The organism is Mameliella sp. LZ-28, from assembly GCF_012274245.1.
Classification (GTDB): domain Bacteria; phylum Pseudomonadota; class Alphaproteobacteria; order Rhodobacterales; family Rhodobacteraceae; genus Antarctobacter; species Antarctobacter albus.
Map to the genome: position 1 here is coordinate 1 of NZ_JAANYX010000006.1, position 16,862 is coordinate 16,862.

Annotated in this window: 14 protein-coding genes and 1 pseudogene; 2 read left to right on the forward strand and 13 right to left on the reverse strand. The window is 60.7% G+C overall.

The genetic code is table 11. The annotated features are described in order from the left end of the window. From G9Q80_RS28065 to G9Q80_RS03970, 11 genes and pseudogenes are all read right to left on the reverse strand, one after another. Positions 1 to 164 (reverse strand): annotated as a pseudogene (locus G9Q80_RS28065) (fumarylacetoacetate hydrolase family protein); the annotation flags it as partial. 125 nt (positions 165 to 289) lie between these two features. Continuing rightward, positions 290 to 2,128: a SulP family inorganic anion transporter gene (locus G9Q80_RS03925; protein ID WP_088716603.1), complete on the reverse strand. Its 1,839-nt coding sequence runs from the start codon at positions 2,126 to 2,128 to the stop codon at positions 290 to 292. A gap of 27 nt (positions 2,129 to 2,155) precedes the next feature. After that, positions 2,156 to 2,983: a universal stress protein gene (locus G9Q80_RS28070; protein WP_088716602.1), complete on the reverse strand. Its 828-nt coding sequence runs from the start codon at positions 2,981 to 2,983 to the stop codon at positions 2,156 to 2,158. Positions 2,984 to 2,993: 10 nt separating this feature from the next. Further along, positions 2,994 to 4,556 (reverse strand): sulfatase family protein, encoded by a 1,563-nt coding sequence (locus G9Q80_RS03935; protein ID WP_168246421.1) that lies wholly within the window; start codon positions 4,554 to 4,556, stop codon positions 2,994 to 2,996. Then, positions 4,549 to 6,450 (reverse strand): TRAP transporter permease, encoded by a 1,902-nt coding sequence (locus tag G9Q80_RS03940; RefSeq protein WP_157903881.1) that lies wholly within the window; start codon positions 6,448 to 6,450, stop codon positions 4,549 to 4,551. The genes G9Q80_RS03935 and G9Q80_RS03940 overlap by 8 nt, the downstream gene beginning before the upstream one ends. Positions 6,451 to 6,524: 74 nt before the next feature. Further along, positions 6,525 to 7,463, reverse strand: coding sequence for a TAXI family TRAP transporter solute-binding subunit (locus G9Q80_RS03945; RefSeq protein ID WP_088716599.1), 939 nt, complete (start codon positions 7,461 to 7,463; stop codon positions 6,525 to 6,527). Between the two features lie 53 nt (positions 7,464 to 7,516). Continuing rightward, positions 7,517 to 8,470, reverse strand: a complete 954-nt coding sequence (pcaQ, locus tag G9Q80_RS03950; RefSeq protein ID WP_088716598.1) for a pca operon transcription factor PcaQ — start codon at positions 8,468 to 8,470, stop codon at positions 7,517 to 7,519. A 288-nt stretch (positions 8,471 to 8,758) separates the two neighbouring features. Beyond that, positions 8,759 to 10,261: a tripartite tricarboxylate transporter permease gene (locus tag G9Q80_RS03955; RefSeq protein ID WP_043147164.1), complete on the reverse strand. Its 1,503-nt coding sequence runs from the start codon at positions 10,259 to 10,261 to the stop codon at positions 8,759 to 8,761. Positions 10,262 to 10,273: 12 nt separating this feature from the next. Beyond that, complete coding sequence (locus G9Q80_RS03960) at positions 10,274 to 10,741, reverse strand: tripartite tricarboxylate transporter TctB family protein (RefSeq protein ID WP_043147165.1); 468 nt, start codon at positions 10,739 to 10,741, stop codon at positions 10,274 to 10,276. 22 nt (positions 10,742 to 10,763) lie between these two features. Continuing rightward, a complete protein-coding gene (locus tag G9Q80_RS03965) occupies positions 10,764 to 12,353 on the reverse strand; it encodes a sulfatase family protein (protein WP_043147167.1) in 1,590 nt (529 codons plus the stop codon). A gap of 6 nt (positions 12,354 to 12,359) precedes the next feature. Continuing rightward, the gene (locus G9Q80_RS03970) at positions 12,360 to 13,334 is read right to left on the reverse strand and encodes a Bug family tripartite tricarboxylate transporter substrate binding protein (protein WP_133065750.1); all 975 of its coding nucleotides are present in this window, start codon (positions 13,332 to 13,334) and stop codon (positions 12,360 to 12,362) included. 108 nt (positions 13,335 to 13,442) lie between these two features. On the opposite strand from G9Q80_RS03970, the gene G9Q80_RS03975 reads away from it, so the two are divergent. Then, the gene (locus tag G9Q80_RS03975; RefSeq protein WP_043147169.1) at positions 13,443 to 14,318 is read left to right on the forward strand and encodes a LysR family transcriptional regulator; all 876 of its coding nucleotides are present in this window, start codon (positions 13,443 to 13,445) and stop codon (positions 14,316 to 14,318) included. A gap of 89 nt (positions 14,319 to 14,407) precedes the next feature. On the opposite strand, the gene G9Q80_RS03980 is transcribed toward G9Q80_RS03975, so the two are convergent. Both G9Q80_RS03980 and G9Q80_RS03985 read right to left on the reverse strand, forming a co-directional pair. After that, on the reverse strand, positions 14,408 to 15,211 hold the full coding sequence (locus tag G9Q80_RS03980; protein ID WP_088716597.1) for an IclR family transcriptional regulator: 804 nt from the start codon (positions 15,209 to 15,211) through the stop codon (positions 14,408 to 14,410). Continuing rightward, on the reverse strand, positions 15,201 to 15,614 hold the full coding sequence (locus G9Q80_RS03985; protein ID WP_088671043.1) for an acyl-CoA thioesterase: 414 nt from the start codon (positions 15,612 to 15,614) through the stop codon (positions 15,201 to 15,203). Before G9Q80_RS03985 ends, G9Q80_RS03980 begins: the two co-directional genes overlap by 11 nt. A gap of 84 nt (positions 15,615 to 15,698) precedes the next feature. Between G9Q80_RS03985 and G9Q80_RS03990 the strand changes: the two genes are divergently transcribed. Further along, positions 15,699 to 16,841: an FAD-dependent monooxygenase gene (locus tag G9Q80_RS03990; protein ID WP_088716596.1), complete on the forward strand. Its 1,143-nt coding sequence runs from the start codon at positions 15,699 to 15,701 to the stop codon at positions 16,839 to 16,841. Positions 16,842 to 16,862: the final 21 nt, after the last annotated feature.

A 16,862-nucleotide genomic window follows, 5' to 3' on the forward strand; every position in this document is an offset into this window, starting at 1 on the left:
TTGAGAAAGAAAAACGGCGGATCGCGGTCCGGGTCCTTGCCCATCTCGCGCGCGTGGGCGGCATAGTTGCGCCCGATGCAGAAGATGCGCCGCACCGGAATACGGTCCCCGCTGCCTGCAACGGCGATCGAAGCCTGCTGCGCGGGAGGGAAAACATAAGTCATTGAGTTTCCTTTCCTAATTTGATCATTTGAGATGTAGAGCCTTTCCGCTCCCGTCCGTGATTGTTTTCGGAGTTGATGATTGACCGCACAAGACCGCGGGTCTGGCCACCGACAACATACAGAGTTCATACCGCATCCCTGCCTGCATCCCTTGCGCCCGAACCGATCTCTGCGGATCTGGATCGTGATGCACAGTCGTCCAACCCACCGGGAGGATGGCCGGGCATCGAGGCGCATTCCCGGAAGATGCGTGCTCTGCAGCCCGCGCACACCGAAGGGTCGAGTGCAGGCACCACTTTGGCGATGGCATCGTGCTTGCTGAGATGGATACGGTCCCGCCCCAGAACTGAAAGAACCTTCATGCGGGCAAGTTTCGCAATCGTGCGAGGTGCCTTGATCTGCAAGTGGAACGTGCCATCTCGACATGTCCGCCGAGCCGCCTCTTCGAGGATCAGATCGGCACCTGGAAGGTCCACCTCCCCTACTCCTTTCAGAATGAAGATCATGTGCTTCTGCTGCGGCCTGTCGACCTCGAACCGGCGAAACTGCCGACGGAGGTACTCGACCGACCCGAAATAGAGCGATCCTTCGAGGCGTGTCACCATGAGTTGCGGGCACTTGGCCAAGTGGTGGCTGGCGGCCAGCCGGAAAGTGCGGCCCGGTGTGCTCGGATCAGGGGCGCCGACACCGAGGAAAGGCCTGGATGTCCCGCGCAGGAACAGCGCGAGCGACAAGAGGACACCGGCAAAGATCGCCATATCGAGATCCACCAGCATCGCCACCACGAAGGTCACCAGCGCGATGGCGGTTTCCGACGAGGAACCCGCCACGATGTGGCGAATCTCGCGCATGTCGATCAGCCGCCATGCAACGAGCAGGATAACCCCGGCCATGCCGGGGACCGGCACATAGGCGAACAGGGGCGCGACGAGCAAAAGTATCAGGAACAGGAAGCACGCCGAGAAGATGGCAGACATCGGTGTGACCGCGCCGCTGTCGAGGTTGACCCCGGACCGGGTGAAAGAGACGGTGGACGGGTAGCACTGGAAGAGCCCGCCAACGACGTTCGACGCCCCCTGCCCCAGGAACTCCCGGTTTGCATCGACCAACTGACCGGAACGGAGCGCCATGGCCCGCGCGACAGAGATGGCCTCAAGCAGACCGACGATGGCAATGGCGGCGGCCGAACCACCGAAATCACGGATAAACCCGAAAGAAAGGGCCGGGGCGGCCAACTGGGGTATCACGCTGTCGATCGCGCCGACCGTGGCGATGCCGGCATCTGCACCGCCCAACAAGATGCTGGCAACGGTCGAGGCGCAAAGCGCGATAAGGTAATTGGGCCAGGAGGCGCGGAAATAGCGAATGACAACGGCCGTCATGATCGCAACAGCGGCGATCACCGCGGACCGGGGGTCCGCCTGTGGGATCGCGCGAAAAAGTTCGGTTGCGAGATCGGCCACGCTGGCAGTCTTGGGGAGATCGACTCCCAGGACATGTTTGGCTTGGCTGAAGGCGATCAGGATGGCAGCCCCTGTCACGAAACCGGTCATGACCGAATGCGAGACGAACTCGACGGCCTCACCGAGGCGCGCCAACCCCATTATCAATTGCAGAATACCGACCATGAAGGCCAGCGCAATGGCCGCCGACACGAACTCCGGGCTGCCGGGCTCGAAGCTGCCCGAGAGCGCGCCAAAGACCAAGACCGAGATCGCCGTCGCAGGCCCGGAAACGGCTTGCCAGCTGGAGCCGACCAGCGCTGCGATCACCGTGGGCACCATCGCGGTGTAAAAGCCCGTTTCCGGCGGCAGACCGGCGATGGCCGCGAAGGCCACGCCTTGCGGCAAGACCAGGGTGGCCCCAGTCAGGCCTGCGATGACGTCCGAGCGAACCGAGCTGGGCGACACTTTGTACCGCCAGTCCGGCGCCAGTGCGGCGATCCATTTTCGGGTGGTCGTCATTCCAAATGCCCCAATCTCCTGTTGCCTTCAGTGGGACATGAAGACAGGGACGGTGGCGGTACCGATCACTTCGGTCGTCACTCCACCAAAGAGATCGTGGCGGAACTTCGAATGCTCGAAGGCCCCCATGACGATCAGCCGGGCGCCGAGTTCCTTCGCCGACATCTCGATCGTCTGGGCAATCGAGGCATGGCCTTTAGCCCGGTGTTCGGAAACCGCTTCGATGCCGTGGCGTTTCAGGTGACGGAGCAAAGCATCGACATGGTCCGGCGCGGTTGGTTTTCGACCGACTGTGAGGATCGTCACCCGGGCCTTCTCGGCAAGAATGTCCACGGCATCGCCAATGGCCCGCGCCGCAGCACGACCGCCATCCCAGGCGACCACGGCATGGTCGGCAAGCGCGGCGGCTTCGTAATCGTCAGGCACGACAAGAACGGGCCGGCCGCTTTGCAGCGCCAAGGTGTCCGGGTGGACGGACAGATGGTCTTCGTCCGGTCGGGCGGAATGCGCGCCGGTCACGACCATATCGAAACAGCGCGCGAACGCGCTCAGAGGCCCGGCACCGTCAGGATCGAGATCGACGAACTCGGCGCGGTCCGGTTTGTATCCTTCGGCGACTGCGGCTTGGAACCGGGCCTGCGCCTCGGCGATGCGCGCATTGTCTGCCTCGCGAAGTATACTGCGGACCGCTTCAGGGATTCTTGCACTCGAACTGCGCTCCAGTGCATGCCTGCCGTGACAAAGAACGCCGGTGAGCCATGCATCGTGATGACGGGCCATGCGGATGGCATGGTCCAGGCCGCTGGCCTGGCCGTCTTCGCCGCTATAGGCGCAGAGAATGTTTCGGATCGTCATCGTGTACTCCTCATGCCAGACCGGTGGGAAATGGCGCCCGGTCCACAGCGTCCATCTCGGCGCGCGCAAGCCGCTCGGTCAGGTGCGCGCGGACACCGGCATGATCGGGGCAGTCCCACAGGTTCACGAACTCACCGGGATCGGCTTCGAGATCGTAGAGTTCGCCCCATTCGACACCGCAAATCAGGCTGAGCCGCCAGCGCTCCGTTCGCAGCGTATGCACGCGGGGGCCAATGCCGATGTTGGGGTTTTCCTTCTGGTGGTCATATTGGACCAACGCGGCGTCGCGCCCACCTTCCAAGAGGGGGCGCCCCTGCATCCCGATGGCACTTTCGATCCTTGCGCGTTCCAGAATGGTCGGACCAATGTCATGTGTCTGCCCGATCTGGTTTGCCCGCGTTCCGGCCTTTCCATCCCCCGGCTCGGACCAGATGAAGGGAACCCGGATCAACTGTTCATAGTGTTCAGCGCCCTTCAGCAGCATGCGATGGTCGCCCAAATGGTCGCCGTGATCCGAGGTGAATATCCCGATCGCCTCCTGCGCCGCCGGAAGAGACCGCACGCGGCCCACCGCCTCGTCGATCATCGAGATCATCCCACAGGTCAGCGCCTGGGCTTCCTGCGCCTCGCGCGGACTGCAGCCAATGGTGCCCATACCTTTCAGCGCGGCTCGCCCGGTCTCACGTTCTTTCATGATGCCGGCCACATGCGGCGGTGGTGTCCAGTCGTTTCTCTGGAATGCCTCGGGGACAGGAAAATTCTCTGGGGCATACATGTCCCAGAACCGGCCAGGCGGGTTGAAGGGATGATGCGGATCGGGGAAGGAGACCATGAGGAAAAAAGGCTGTTCTTGGTCTCCATTTTCCTCAAGCCAGGCCATTGCCCGTTCGGCGATGTAGCTTGTCGAATAGAGTTCCTCGGGGACCGCCGTACGCACGGCTTGCGGACAAACGTAGTCGTGGTCCAACTGGTTGGTAGGGCCAACCAGTGAGGCGGCCTCCGGACAGCGTTCCAGAAGCCAGGCGGTATAGTCGCCGCCGACCTCGTCACCGTGACCGGTCACCAGCTCGACATGATCGAAACCGTAGAATGGCGTTTCCACCCGCGGCTGCGGCCCGGCCCAGAAATCGGGTTCTTCCTGGGAATAGACCGGACTCAAAAGATCGTGGCGCACGGCCTCGGCTAGCGCGCCTGACGCACGGTAAAAACCGGGTCTCGTCTCGCTCCGCGGCAGGATTGCGGGCTTTCCGGTAAAGTTCTGCAGGTGGCTTTTGCCGATCAGGGCTGTCTTATAACCCGCGTCTTTCAGAAGTTCGACGAAGGTTACGTTCTCCTTGGACAGGGGAATGCCGTTTGACCTTACACCGTGGCTCGACGGCATGCGTGCGGTCATGAGGCTGGCACGGTTCGGCATGCAGACCGGGCTCGATACATAGAAGCGGTCAAAGCTGACCCCCTGAGCCGCCATGGCGTCGATGTTCGGCGTCTTCACCAGCGGATGTCCATAACACCCGAGGAAGTCCGCGCGATGCTGGTCGGTGATGAAGAGGATAAAGCTGGGGCGGTCAGACAAGGTCCAACTCCTTCCGTCGTGCGATGAGGAATTCATAGGAGAGCACCGCAAGCCCGGCCGCGAGGGTCAGCCCGCCGCCGGCCCACAGACCGCCCGGGAGGACAAGTCCCGGCACCAGCAGCAAGATGCCGAGAGCCAGGTAGCTGAGACGAAGCGGCGCCGAGAGCGGGTGGTTGAGATACCCGATGATGCAGGCAGAGACGAGCCAGACACCGATGGTCGCGCGGGCGACGGCAAAGACGATCTCGATCACCGAGCCGTCCATGATAAGAGCAGGGTTCACGACAAAGACGAAGGGAATGACATAGGCCGCCCATCCTAACTGAACCGCGGACCAGCCCGTCCGCATCGCGCCGGTCCGCGAAATGGCCGCCGCAGCAAAAGACGCGACCGCGACAGGCGGCGTGATCATCGACATCATGCCGAAGTAGAGAACGAAGAGATGCGCCGAGATCAGGTTGACCCCGAGTTCGACCAGTGGCGCCGCGACCAATGTCGAAAGCAGGGCGTACACTCCCACGGTCGGCATGCCCATTCCCAGAATGATGCAGAGGATCGCAGCGAGGATGAGCAGTAGCGGCAAGCTAGAGTCACCGATGGCGAGGATTGCTCCGGTGATCGCGAAGAGGACGCCGGAGTCGTTCAAGGCCCCGATCACGATCCCTGCCGCTGCGGCGATGAAGATGATGCCAACTGAGGCTTCGGCAGTATCGCGGAACGCCTGCACGATCTGCGCCAGACCGGGCCGCGCGCCCCTGTATCCAAAAACCACGAGGGCGAGGAACATTGCAGCGGTGGACGCCAGTGCCGCGTATTCCGGTCGCCATGCCAGGAAGAAGAGGCCGATGATCAGCACCACGAAGGGCAAGATGAAGACCCAGCCCTGGCGCAGAGCCTCGCTCGCGGATGGCAGGTCCTTCCCTTCAACGCCCTTGATACCATCCCGTCCGGCCATCAGGTCGATCTGGAGGAAGAGTGCGAGATAGTAGAGGAACGCGGGGATCAGCGAGGCAACGACGATGACGGAGTAGTCAGTTTGCGTCGTCACCGCCATAAGAAAGGCGGCGGCGCCCATGACTGGTGGAACCAATTGGCCGCCAGTGGATGCAACGGCCTCGATGGCCCCGGCAACCTGGGCCTTGTAGCCCGCCTTCTTCATCAGCGGGATGGTGACCATTCCCGTGGACACCACGTTGGAGACGGCCGATCCGGAGATTGCTCCGAAGAACCCGGAGGCGGTCACCGCGATCTTTGCAGAGCCACCACGGGATCTGCCCATCAGGGCAGCAGCAAGATCGGAGAAAAACTCACCGCCTCCCGTGGCCTGCAGCATCGACCCCATGAAGATGAAGGCGATCACCACGGCTCCGACGATGGACAGGGGTGCGCCAAGGATGTTGCCGTCCATGTAGGCCATCTTGTAGAGGAAGCTTTCCGGTCGGAACGGGCGGCCGGTCAACGGCGACGGCAGGTATTGCGCAAAGATGGCAATCAACAGCGCGCCGATCACGATGATGGTCAACGCAGGTCCCGCGGTGCGCCGCATCCCTTCGATCAGAACCAGGATGGTGATGGCAGCCAGCGACAGCCCCAGCGTCCCGTAGTCGCGAAAATTGGCCTGGTCGATGAGCTCGGGAAACATGACGATTGTCGTGATCATCGCTCCAGCACCGATCAGAGCCAGCGGAACGTCGATGAAACGAGACAATTTCGGGCGAGACCGGAGGAACGGATGGGTGAAAAAGATCACAACCGTGGCCAGTGCCATCAGAAAATACAGGTACTGGCCGCCAAAGAAGTTGAAGCCAAGCATCCTTTGGACGCTGAGCGCCCAAAGGATCGCTGCCGCAACCATCAAGAAACCCAGGACGTTCACGAGACGAGCCGTCGTCATGTTCGATCCTCCTATTCTCATTTGAGTGCTGCCTGCGCCCCCGCGGGCGGTGACCCGCAGGGTTCCGCCGGGCTTTATTCCCAGACGCCTTGTTCTTCGAAAAAGCGGATGGCGCCGGGGTGGTAGGGGATCGGAAGCTTGGGGTCCGCCATCATGTCGAGAGACATCTTGCCAAACTGCGGATCCGCCTTGGCCAGGTGTTCGGCATTCCTAGCGATACCGGCGACCACCTGATACACGGTCTCGTCATCGACTTCGTCAGTGACGAGAATAACGAAGGGGGCGGTGATCACAGTCGCGTCCTGCCCGGTGCGGGCAGTTGTTCTGCCGATCGAAGCGCCCGGCGCGAGATCGGCCAGGGCAGCCTGTTCAGCTTCGCCGTCGGGGAGGTTTACAAACGTGACACCGACTGAGGCATCCGCCTTGGCGACCGCGCCGGCCGAAATCGAGAAGATTGATGCATCCAGCGATCCGTCGATCAGTTCGTCGATGGCCTGAACGCCGTTCTGGACGGGAATGGGCTGCACGTCGTCGAAGCTCATGCCGGAAACCATGAAGGCTGCGTTCATGAACACGTCCAAATTGCGCTGCGAGGTGTACTCGGAGGCAACGCGTTTGCCTGCGAGGTCTTCGATTTTCTCAATCCCATCGCCTTGCCGGGAAATGATGCCGAGTTCGAGCGGGTAGACGACCGTCGCAATCCGCAGTCCGGGATAGGGCCGCCCCTCGAAGGACCCTACTCCTGCGTAGGCCTGGGCAGCGGCCGTGATATTGGCAAACGAGAAGTCGAACTCCCGGTCGGCCATCGCAGGGATGATGGCGCTGGGTCCGCCCAAAGGAACGACGATGAACGATCGGCCGATGCTCTTGCCAACGATGTTGGCGATTGCCGACCCCGACACATAGGCCAAGGAGCCCTGTGGATTGGTCCCGATAGCGACTGGAGCCTGTGCCGAAACCTGCCCGGCCCAAAGGGCGCCGGACAACGCCGCAATAGCTGCGAAGATACGCATGATGATTCCTCCCTGTTAACGCTGCGGCAATATCGCTTGCGCAGAAAATTGACTCAAAGTTGATTTCGGCCACTTACTTGAGATTTTTGCACGGTATCTGATGCGACATCCTGGAGTTCTGCTGCAAGGGACCGCGCCAACGGCGTCAACCCCGATTCACTACGTGTCGAGATGCCCACGTTTCCCTGCGTGGCTGCCGTGTCCACAGCCAACGCACTGAGTACGCCGGAGCGTAGATCCCCTTCGACGGCTCCCCATGGCGCAATCCACACCGCGTCCGTCTGCAGGCAATAGGCGCGTGCAAACGGCGATGAGACGGTCTCGACCACGTCAGCCACCTTTTTTACACCCGCCGCGATCAGCAGTTGCTCGGCATCCCGGCGGATGATCGTGTCGGCAAGAGGGATGACAAAGGTTTGCTCTGCCAGTGACGCCAGGAACTCTTCGTGCAGTTCGAGAACGAGCAGCGGGTGGCCCGGACGAACCACTGCGGCCAGTTGTTCCTGGTAGAGGATCTGGAAGTCGATGCCGGCCATGTCGTCCGGCGCAGCAAGCCGACCAATCACGAAATCCAGTTCACCGACCCTCAGCGCCTGCATCAGAACAGGATTGGTCCCAGTCACGACGGAGACCGGACAGCCGGGATTTCGCGCCTTGAACCGTGCCACCGCGGTTGGAAGAACGCGTTCAGCGGCATTGGGCAGAACGCCGACGATCACCGATTGGCGCGCATCCTTGCGGGTTCGCGCAATTTGTTCGAGCCCCTGTTTCAGGGCCGTCACGCTGGCAGAAACGTGGCGATAGAACGTCTCACCCGCCGAGGTCAGCACGATGCCCGCCCGGTTTCTCTCCATCAACCGTGCATTGATGATTTCCTCTAGTTCACCCAGCGTTCTGGAGGCGGCCGACTGTGTGATGTTGAGCTGATGGGCCGCTGCGATGATGGACCCACTTCGAACGATCTCCAGGAAGCAGGTGAGATGCCGCTGTTTGATCCGGTTGTCCATCCTTCATCCTTTGCAAAAAGACGCAATCGAAGCGAATACAGGTTTCCGCCACGAGGCCGGACCGCCCCCTGCTTCTCCCCGCGATAGAACGTGAAACCAGTACGATCGGCGACGGATCAGGTGCTCGGCCTTTCCGGTCAAAAGGCGACGTCGCTTTGTCTCGAGGGTCCACGATCAAGGTCGAGGTTTGGCCAAGACGATGATCCCGCCCCCGCTGCGCCGACGACCATTGTTTGGTCCACTACCAACCTCAAGCACGGCGATGGCGAGAGCGAGATCCTTGGGCGATTACTGGGTCTTCAGTTGCATCCTGCGGTGCTTGTGCGCCTGGTAGATACTCAAGGCCACCGTTCCCAGCGCCAGAACAAGGCAGACAAGGCTGACCGGGCTGGTCAGGAAGATGGTATAATCTCCACGCCCCAGCAATAGCGCGCGCCTCAGGTGTTCTTCGGCCATCGGCCCCAACACCATGCCCAGAAGCACCGGAGCGGCCGGCAGGTCCATGCGCCTTGCGCAATAGCCGACAAAGCCGAACCCGATGCAAAGGAGGACGTCGAAGACATTGCGCGACACCGAATAGGCCCCGAAACAAATAAAGAACAGGATGATCTGGTAGAGGATCGTGTAGGGCACCTTCAAAAGGCGGATCCAGAGACCGATCAGCGGCAGGTTCAGGAAGATGAGGATCACGTTGCCCACCCAAAACCCTGCGATTACGCCCCAGAAAAGATCCGGGTTGTTCGAGATCACGCGCGGACCCGGCTGGATCCCGTGGATCATCAACGTTCCGAGGATAAGCGCCATGGTCGCACTTCCGGGGATGCCGAGCGCAAGCGTCGGAATGAACGCCGCCTGCGCAGCAGCGTTGTTGGCAGCCTCGGCCGAGGATATGCCCTCGACCGCGCCCTTGCCAAATTTCGACGGGTTCTTTGAGATCTTTTTTTCCACAGCATAGGCGACGAAGGAGGAGATCGCAGCTCCGGCGCCCGGCAGGATGCCGATGAGCGACCCCAGCCCGGTCCCGCGGCCGATCGGGCGTGCGGCCTCGCGCCAATCCTGACGGGTTGGAATCATCGACCGCCATGAGACGTCGATCGAGGGAGAACGCCGAGTGTCTCCCCCATCGGCGAATTTCCACAGGATCTCTGTCACGCCGAACAATCCCAAGGCAACCACGACCATGCTCACCCCGTCCAGCAGGCTTTCGCTGCCGAATGTAAACCTGGGGTAGCCCGTCTGAACCTCGATGCCCACAAGTCCGATCAACAGTCCGAAAATGATCATGACGAGGCTGCGGGTGATCGAACTCGCAGCGATCGTGCTGGACGCGATCAGAGCTAGCAGGATCAGAGAGAAATACTCGACCGAACTGAACGACAGCGCTACTGAGACCAGCGGCTTGGCGAAGGCCATCACCAACAGGATTGCCGAACAGCCGCCAACGAAGGACGCCAAAGTGGTCAGGGTAAGCGCAACACCGGCCCGCCCTTGTTGCGACATCGGATAACCGTCGAGGCAAACCACCGCTGAGGGCTCGCTGCCGGGCAAGTTCAACAGGATCGCCGCCGTCGATCCGCCATACATCGTTCCGAAATAGATTCCGGACAGCATTACAATGGCGTCGACCGGTGTCTGGGTGAAGGTCAGCGGCAACAGCAGGGACATGCCCGCAAGCGTACCGATCCCGGGCAGCACACCTATAAAGGTTCCCATCAGTGCACCGATGAAACAGGCGAAAAGGGTCGAAACCGTCAGGACGACGTCAAAACCCTGAAGAAGATTGGCCAGCATAGTCGGTTCCCCTCAGTACAGGTCCAGGATCAGGCTGTCGCTCAGCAAGGTCTTCAAGCCAGCGATAAACAGACACAATCCGACAGAGGTGATCAGGACTTTCTTCCAGGAATATTCGCGTTCAGCAAATTCACTGATGCCGATCAGTCCGAAAATCGCGGCGAACATGCCCGAATATTCGACCAGGAAGGCAAATGACGCCATCGCGGCCGAAATGGCGATCAACGGACGCCAAAGAAAGCCGGGCACGCGATCCTCGTACTTCGGCACATCCCAGAAGAAGGCGAGGCCGAGACAGGTCAGCAGAATGCCTAGCCCCATCGGCACAGCGCCGGGTCCGATCCGCCGGAGACTGCCCAGCGGATACCCCGTTGCCTCGGCAATCGCCAGAAGGCCGAGGCCGGTGATCGCGATGCTGCCGATCAGCCGTTGCCCAACGCGGCCCTGTCCGGCCCGCCCCAAAATGTCCTTGATGTCCATAGCCTCCTCCCAAAGCTTGTTTTCAGGCACGTGCCAACGGGAATGGCGCTTCATCAACCGTCGTCATCATCTTTCGTGACAGAAGCTCGAACATTCGGGCACGCAAATCCTGGTAGTCAGGGTCGTCAGCGAGGTTTCGCATCTCCAGCGGGTCCTCTTTCAGATCATACAATTCGACCCAATCCTCTGGATCGTAGATCGAAAGCCGGTATCGGTCACTGATCACCGAGCGTGCACGAATGGGAACCGTCATCCCAAAGGCAGGCGCGTGCCCGTCTTCCTCGATCAGCACGGCCTCATGTGCGGTTTGTCGCTCTCCCCGGATTACTGGCATCAAGCTCTGGCCCTGCATCCCGTAGCTCGGGGCCAAACCCGCCCGATCAAGGATCGTACGAGCGATATCGAGCGATCCGCTCAACGCCTCGGTGCGACGCGGCCCGCCCGCGTGATCCGGTTCTGACCAGATGAACGGCACCCGGACCAACCCCTGGTAATGCAGCGCGGCCTTCAGCATCAGCCCGTGGTCGCCCATGAAGTCACCATGATCCGATGTGAAAATCACCACGGTATTTTCACGCAGACCAAGTGAATCCAGCCGATCAAGAAGCCGGCCAACGGCATCGTCGATCATGGCGATCATGCCGTAGGTCAGGGCAATCGCCTCGCGGGCCTCGCGCTCGTTCACGGTAAAGGCCACGGTGCTCTGTCGATTGACCCCCGACGCCTGGTGCATCTGTCGGACAGGCGGTGTCATCTTGGACTCGTCCAGTTTGAGCAGGCTTTCGGGCACGGGCATGTCATCGGGATCGTAGAGATCCCAGTAGTGGCCCGGCGGTGTGAAGGGGTGATGCGGATCCGGAAAGGAACAATGCAACATGAACGGCTGATCCGACTCTGCGGCCTCGTCCAGCCAAGCCAGACTGCGCTCCTCGATGTAGCGGGTGGGGTAGAGTTCTTCTGGGACCTTCGTCCGATAGGCTTGCGGGATTGTGTATCGGTCATCCGGCAAGGCGTTGGCTGGACCGCGCAAGCTGTCGGGGTCCTCGGTGCGCTCGGCGAGCCAGCGGTGATAGTCGCCGTGCACCATGTCGCCATGCATCGTGCAGAGTTCCACGTGATCAAAGCCGTAGAACGGCAGTTTGATCACATGCGCTGGGTCGTCGCGCCAACGATCCAGGGCCTCCTGATCATAGGGCCCCTCGGACCAGGCCTTGTGCCGTTCTTCGCGCAAGTCGATTGGTGGCGGTGTCCCATCAACGGCCTCGCGCTCCATCTGAGGTGGCAGGTCGGTCATGGTCTGAAGATGCGATTTACCGATCAGCGCGGTGCGGTATCCCCCTGCAGACAACAGATCGCACATGGTCGTCGAGTCGAGCCGGAGCGGAACGCCATTCCGCTTCACGCCGTGCAGGGACGGCATGCGCCCCGTCATGATCGTGGCACGGTTGGGCATGCAGATCGGCGTCGCCACATGGAAACGGTCAAAGCTGACCCCGTTTTCTGCGATCCGGTCAATCGAAGGCGTGCGAAGGACCGGGTTTCCGTAAGAGCCGACATGGTCGGCTCTTTGCTGATCCGTGCTGATCAGAATGAAATTTGGACGATCGATCATGTCGGGTCACTGGCCCAGGTCGAGTGTGGACATGAGTTCGCCAAACCCATCCGCCTGCACTTTCAGCACCTCCAAGAAGTCCGCTCCGGGCAGATAGGCAGGACTGATCGACAGAGTGTCTAAGTATTCCACGAAAGCGACCGATGTGGCGGTCTTTTCACTGACCTCTTGAAGGACTGCGACCACCTCGTCGGGCGTGCCAGCCGGGACGAATACCCCCCACGACGGGATATGATCGACCTCCGGGTAGCCCAGTTCTGTCATCGTCGGCACATCGGGCAGTTTTTCCAGCCGCTCGGGAGCCGTCGTGGCCAGCGCCTTGACCGACCCATCCTGTATGTAGGCCATAATCGAACCGGTCACGACAGGCATCATGTCGACCTCGCCACTGACCAGCGCCAAGATCGCCGGACCGCCACCGCGATAGCCGACATGCAAGAGATCAACGCCACTGGCCTGTTTGAGTTTTTCTCCGGTCAAATGCATCTCGCCCCCCGCGCCGGAAGATGAGAAGCTCAGGTAGCCCGGATCATCCTTGGCCACGGCAAGAAAATCCGCAAGCGTGTCGAAACCGGAGTCACTGCGCACCGAGAACAGGATGGGCTGTGCTGCGATACGCGCCACCGGGATCAGATCTTCGGCGGGATCGTAGGTTGCCGGCGGGGTCGCATGTTCGGCCATCGTGTAGGGCGCCGTAGGAGCAAAAAGCAAGGTGTAGCCATCCGCATCCGACCGGACAACATCCTGCGTCCCGATGAAGCCGGCTGCTCCGCCGATGTTTTCAACAATCACATTCTGCCCGAATGCTTCAGTCAGTTCCTTGGCAAACGCCCGGCCCAGAACGTCCGTACCGCCACCCGCCGCGAACGGCACGACCATTCGGACCACCCGCTCCGGATAGCCTTCTGCCGTGGCCGAACCGGCCAGCGCCACAAGCGCCAGTGATGAATATTTTGCATATTTCAGAAAATAACGAGCCAACACTTCATCGTCCTCCCTTGATGTTCGCGTTCACATGAGGGAAAGTTGCGAAGGGCCCTCTCAAAGTCAAATCACTTACCGTCATGATCCATAACCAAATGGAATAATATGCTCGCTCGGGACCTGAGATATTTCGTGATGCTCAGCCGGACGCGGCATTTTACCCGCGCCGCAGAAGAACTTGGCATCACGCAGCCCGCGCTCAGTAAGGGCATCCGCAGACTGGAGGAAACGATACGCGCCAAGCTGGTCGTGTCGTCCAACCGCAGGTCGGTGGAACTCACCGAGGCCGGTCAGGTCTTTGCGAGTCGCGCCCGCATTATTCTCGGCGACATAGATGCCGCCGTGGCCGAGGCGACGATGCAGAGCGGTCAAGCCCGCGGCAATCTTCGGGTTGGCGCCGGACCGATCTTTGCGGATGAATACCTGCCCACCGCAATCGCAGATCTGGTCGAGCGCTTTCCCGACCTGTCGTTCTCGGTGATCGCAGACCTGAACACCAAACTGCTGGACCGACTGCAAGAGGGCGATCTGGACTTGGTCTTCTGCACGACATTCGAGGTTCCCAAGCTGCCGCAACTGTGCAGCGAAGACCTGGACATCAATGCGATGGTAATCCTGTTCCGAAAGGGCCACCCGCTGGAAGACCGCGAAACACTCCAGCCCAGAGACCTGACAGAGTATGAATGGGTCATGCAGGAATCGAGCTATCTCACTCGAAAATGGCTGGAGAACAAATTCGCCACCCTTGACCTGCCACCACCGCGCATACGCGTCGAAACCGCAGCCCACCGCTTTGCCCAGCACCTGGTCGAGCGCACCGATTTACTGTCATTCCTACCCGCACCGGGCGTTTTGCCGAACCTCTGCCAGCGCTTCGTTCCGGGACTGGAGTGGGAGCGCAGAGTGGGCGCCGTCTATCGGGGCGATGGCGTCCTACCGCCAGCAGCCCGGCTCCTGATCTCGGCGATGAAAAAACTCTAAGCCGAAACGCACAATTCACAATTCAGAAACCCGGCAAACATCGGTCGCGGTTCGACCATTAGCCTTTGCGGCAAATGTCGGCGGCCTCTTCAGTCAGCATCCGCGCGCCCCGTCCCGACCGGGGAGGCCAGCGAAAGCTTCTGGCAATAGCGCATCAGACAGGCAACCTGCGCCGCGTCCGGGCGGACGGCTGCCGGATCCACGCCGACAAGCGTCACCGCAGCCTGCACTTCCTCCTGCCAGTCGAGGATCGGCGCAGCAGCAGCGACCAATCCTGGAATGAACCGGCCATCCACGCTCGCATATCCGGCCTTACGGATCGAGGCGGCAAGCGCCTCGAGACCCTTGTTGCTCGGAACCGCGTCGGGCAGGAAGGCCGGATTTCGGACCGCGCGGCGCAACTCAGTCTCACGCGCCTTCTGGGTCGCAGGCCGGGGCGCGTAAGCCAGAAATATCCGGCCCGTTGCCGACGTCAGAAGGGGCAAAGTCGCCCCAAGGCCGATCGAGGTCACCGTCGGCGACAACCCCCTTTGCCAACGCACGACCGTTGCACCTTCATTTGCCCAAACGGCCAGAAGCACCGTCATGCCAGTCTCGGCGGCCAGGTCCGACAAACCGTCCGCAGCAGTGTTGACAAAGTCGTGCCGGGCCAGGGCCGCGAGGCCAATCCGCATAGCTGCGGCGCCAAGATCGTATCGGCCCGAACGCCCCTCCTGCTTGACCAGCCCGGCCAAAACGAAAGAGGCGAGATAACGATGCGTCTTGCTGAGGGGCATCCCGCAACCGCGGGCAATGTCCGATAGCGTCATGGCGCCATCCTGCCGCGAAAGGAAACCCAGGACACCCAGCGCCGTGTCCAGGGATTTCAAGCCCTGGCCTGCCTCATCCGCCATAATGCCTACTCAACATTTCCCTGAAGTCAGTGGTGTCGCCAGCGACAATACCGTTTTCGCCACGCGTGAAAAGGCAACGAACCTCCGTGCCCTCGAAGGCAAGGTTGTCACCGACGCGCCCGGTATAGCTCAGAGTCAGGGTGCGCCTCGCCCATTCAGAGACATGCCCCTCGACCAAGAGCGTGTCGCCATCCCGAATCGGGCTGCGAAATCTGGCGCCCACTTCGACAAGACCGATGCCAACAATGCCGAGAGCATCGCAAATATACTGATGTCCACCCAGCGGGCGCAGCATGTGGTGGAACGCCCCATCCATCCAGCGAAAAATGTTTGGATAGAAGACAATAGCCGCTGGATCACAATCTCCGAAGACAACTTGGACAGGGTTCGTAGCGCGCATCATAACTTTCCGAATTGTACAATTAATTGCATAATTCAGAATTGTAGCTTATCCCCTTCCGCAGGTCCAGAGACTTTGGGAGGAGCCATGTCTGAGTTGAAAACCATCGAGATCCTGGGCGGAGGGCCGGGAGGGCTGTATACGGCGATACTTGTTCGCCGGCTGCTGCCCGACGTGAAAGTGCGCGTCACTGAGCAAAACCCCGAGGGCGCAACCTTCGGATTCGGAGTCGTTTTTTCGGATCGAGCCCTCGACTTTCTCAAAGCCGACGACCCCGAGACTCACGAATTGATCGTTCCGCACATGGAATGTTGGCGTGACATGACACTGAACCTGCCCAATGGCTCCGTGACGCTCGACGGTGTCGGCTTCACCGCAGTGGGCCGTCTCGAATTGATCGAGATCCTCAAGGGATGTGCCCGTGATCTAGACGTGGAGATTCGGTTCGGCACGGCGGTCCGGACGGTTGAGGAGCTCGGAGCGGATCTGGTGGTCGGCGCCGATGGACTGAACTCCCTTGTCCGGCGCTCCTTCGAAGACCAGTTCAAACCAACCCTTGAATATTTCGACAATCATTTCGCCTGGTTCGGAGCAACGGTCCCCTTCGATACGCTGACCCAGACCTTCATTGAAACCGACAAGGGACCACTGAACGCGCACCACTACCGGTTCGCGCCGGGCCGCTCGACCTTCATCGTCGAGTGCGAGCACGAGACCTACAAAAACTACGGTTTTGACAGGATGCCCGAAGACGAGAGCGCGAAACTCTGCAGCCAATTGTTCGGAGACGTGCTGCAGGGCACCGAGTTGATCACCAACAAGTCCATGTGGCGTCAGTTCCCGCGTCTATGGTGCGAAAACTGGGTCGCCGGACGCAAGGTGCTGCTTGGTGATGCCGTTCACACCGCGCATTTCTCGATCGGGTCCGGAACGCGGTTGGCCATGGAGGACGCGATCGCACTGGTCCATGCCCTCAAAGATCATCCGGACTTGGATGACGCCCTTGCCGCCTATCAGGCGGGTCGCCCCGCCATCGCCCGCAAGATCGTGGATGCGGCCAATACCTCTGCGACATGGTACGAAAGCTTCGGCGTGAAGATGCGTCTACCGCCATTGGCATTTGCCCATGACTACCTGATGCGGTCCGGTCGGATCACTGAAGAACGCCTGCGCAAGATCGCACCCCGCTTTGCAGCCGAATACGCGAACGCCCAGGCGACCGGCGGCTGACAACCGACAAAAACGGCCGCC